This is a genomic window from Arthrobacter sp. Hiyo1, assembly GCF_001263615.2.
In the GTDB taxonomy this organism is placed as follows: domain Bacteria; phylum Actinomycetota; class Actinomycetes; order Actinomycetales; family Micrococcaceae; genus Arthrobacter.
The window spans coordinates 192,750-195,803 of record NZ_DF952468.1 but is presented as its reverse complement, the minus strand read 5'-3'; the positions used below and the strand labels follow the sequence as shown (position 1 = coordinate 195,803).

Below are 3,054 nucleotides of genomic sequence, written 5' to 3'. Positions count from 1 at the left end.
CCCGCGGGTTCCGCGCGCTCTCGCGGTGATGGCCGTGACAGCCCTGCTCCTGGGGGTGGGAGCACTGAGCACCGTGAACGCGCAGGACCTTGGCGGCGCCGGCCTGATCCAGGTCCTGCCCGTCACCTATTTTTTTGCCTGGGCCTGAGCCTGACCGGTTTCGTCGGCTCCCTCGGTCTCAAGGTTCTTCGCCCGTGGCTGCTCGTCACTCAGCTTCTGGTGTTGATCGTCATCCTGCACGGAGCCGACCCGATCATTCACGGCCTGCCCCGCTTGGAAGCCAGCTACCGCCACCTGGGCATCACCGACTACATCACCCAATCCGGAGGCCTGGACCGGAAACTGGACGCCTATTTCAACTGGCCCGGGTTTTTCGGACTACTGGCCATGCTCTCGAATACCACAGGAGTCCACGACCTGACCTGGGCTGCCACGTGGGCGCCCGTCGGCGTCAACGTCCTGCTCATGCCCGCCCTGCTGGCGCTCGCCCAGCGCCTTACCTCCAGCCCACGGCAAGCCTGGGCAGGGGTATGGATGTTCTACCTGGCCAGCTGGGTCGGGCAGGACTACCTCTCCCCACAGGCCTGCGCGTTGCTGCTGCTGCTGACCCTGATCGCCTGTGTCCTGACAGTATTCCCCGGATGGCCGTGGAAGCCGGGGAATAAACTCGCCGGTCGGCTCAGGAACCTGGTGCGCCGACTCGAACCAGGGCGGCCGGCGCCAATGCCAGCCGAACTACCGCGGTCAGCCTTGATCGTGTTGGCCGCGGTGTGCGTGGTGCTCTTGGCCGGGATGACGGTCGCCCATCAACTCACGCCCTTCGCCGCGATTCCCATCCTGGCGCTGCTCGCCCTGAGCGGAAGGTGCCGGCTGCGCTTCCTGCCGGTCCTGGCGCTCCTACTCCCGGTCTGCTGGCTGGTCCTGGCCGCCACCCCTTTCCTCATCGGCCACCTGCACACCCTCTTCGGATCCATCGGCAACATCAACGCCGCTGCCTCCGCCTCCTTGTTCAACAGGGTGGGCGGCAGCCCGGCCCACCAGTTCATCGTCTACTCCCGGCTCGCGGAGGCAGCCGTGGTCTGGGTCCTCGCGGGCCTGGGCAGCTTCCGGGGACGACGGCTGCGGATGCCGTGGCTGGCTGCCGCACTGGGGAGCGCTGCGCCCTTTGTCCTTTTCCCGCTCCAGTCCTACGGCGGTGAGCTGCTGCTCCGGATATACCTATTCAGTCTTCCGTTCGCCGCCAGCCTCATCGTGCTTCCATTCGTCCCCCGAGGCCCCGGTCCGCCCCGCCTGCGCCAGCTGGCCGTGCTCCTCCTGCTCGGATCAGTCATCGCCACGGGCACAGTCGCCACCCGGTACGGCAACGACGCCATCGAGAATTTCACCCCCGCCGAGATCACCCTGGTCAACCAGCTCTACGTGACCGCGCCCTCTGGTTCGGTCCTCATCGAGGCAGTTCACGACACCCCCTGGCGGTACACGCACTACGCCGGCTACCGGTACCAGACCGTCCTGAAAGCAGAGCCGGCACGCCCCGGCGACCCGCAGCCCGGCTGCGCATCGATAACCCAGCTCGTCCCATCCGCGGGTGCCTACCTGATAGTCACGGCAAGCCAGGTCACCGCCGCCGACGTGCTCACCACCGGGCCCGCCGAAGGCCTGCAACACCTCATCGACAGGTGCGCCCTCCAGGGAGGCTGGTCAATCGAGTACCGCAACGCGGACGGAGCGATCTACCACCTGCAAGGAACACCCAATGGCATCTGAGCACAGGAGCGCCGCTACGATCGGCATCATCGTGGCCGCCGTGGCACTGGCTTCGATTCCCCTGTCCTTCACCGGCCCGGAGGAACTGCGCCTTGTTGTCATAGGACCGTTCCTTCTCTCCGGCCCGGGAACAGCGCTCATCCTGCTCCTGAAACCCGCCCGGCTCCGAAAAGGAACCGGATCCGGGGTGCTCCCGTTGGCCGTGGCGATAGCGGTAAGCTTCAGTCTTGCCTCGGCCATCCTGCTCTCCACGGCGATGCTCTACGCCGGTTTCTGGCATCCATCGGCGGCTGTGTCCCTCCTGGCCGGGCTCACCCTGGGCCTCCTCGCCGCCGTGGACCGACGGTCCCGGAGAAAGGATGCAACGCAGGAACCAAACTGATCACGGGCCTCCCGGCAGCGTTCCGCGCCCTGATCGTCCACCCATATCTCGGAACCCTCGGAAACCAGGGAGGCCGCCCCGGTGCGTCTTTCCCTGTAACGCTGCCCGCAGGAAGGGGCCAAGATGGAGCTACGATTTGGCCCAGATGGCCACCCAGCCCACCTGCAGATGCCCGGCTGTTGCCGGCGCGGGGCAGCCGGTCAGGCAGGATTCGGTCTGCAGGATGTAATGCATCGGCTTGTCGGGGATGCCGACAGTGCTGACACCGATCGAGACACCGTCCAGGAAAAACTCAACCCGCCCGGGCGTCCATTCAGTGGTCGCGGTATGCCAGGACGTGAACCGCGCCCCCGACTGGATATTGCGGGAGATGTCACGGTTCGAACCGGTCTGATGGACGGCACCATAGAACGTCCTGGACAGATCACCCTCGGGGTAATCGATCTCCCCGTCACGCGGCCACACTCCACTATCGGGCCATAGCAGCCACGCCGTCTTGAACCCCTGCAAGGCCTCGGACCTGAACCGCACCGAATACCGCCCGTACAACAAACTGTCATACGGGCGGCCATTCGCAGGCTGCAGCTTCGGAGAGGGTGCTGCCCCCATCGAAACACCCTTCTCGGTGTGCAGGTACATGTCGAGCATCCCGTCCTTGACGCTGAGCACCTTCGATGGGTAGTACCCAGATCTGCCGCCGCTTTGCTGACCTGCCGTGTCCGGTGTCCCGTCAGCGTAGTTGACACTCCATTTCGCGCTGTATGCCGGCCCTGGGAAACTCCCAACCGGGACGTCCCCTTTGCTGAAATCTTCGCTGAATACCTGTCGCCACCCCGGCAGGTCACCCACGGGCTTCTCTCCGCCCGACGCGGACGGGGACGTCCCGCCGTCGAAGTTCCGGAACC

The 3,054-nt window shown here is 65.6% G+C and carries 3 protein-coding genes; 2 read left to right on the top strand and 1 reads right to left on the bottom strand.

Going from position 1 to position 3,054, the window contains the following annotated elements; genetic code table 11:
- Positions 1-219 precede the first annotated feature (219 nt).
- Positions 220-1,767: a hypothetical protein gene (locus AHiyo1_RS00820; RefSeq protein WP_059387300.1), complete on the top strand. Its 1,548-nt coding sequence runs from the start codon at positions 220-222 to the stop codon at positions 1,765-1,767.
- Complete coding sequence (locus tag AHiyo1_RS00815) at positions 1,757-2,149, top strand: hypothetical protein (protein WP_059387299.1); 393 nt, start codon at positions 1,757-1,759, stop codon at positions 2,147-2,149. Before AHiyo1_RS00820 ends, AHiyo1_RS00815 begins: the two co-directional genes overlap by 11 nt.
- 129 nt (positions 2,150-2,278) lie before the next feature.
- On the opposite strand, the gene AHiyo1_RS00810 is transcribed toward AHiyo1_RS00815, so the two are convergent.
- Positions 2,279-3,054: glycoside hydrolase family 16 protein (locus tag AHiyo1_RS00810; RefSeq protein ID WP_253257098.1), on the bottom strand; the 776-nt coding region annotated here is incomplete at its 5' end.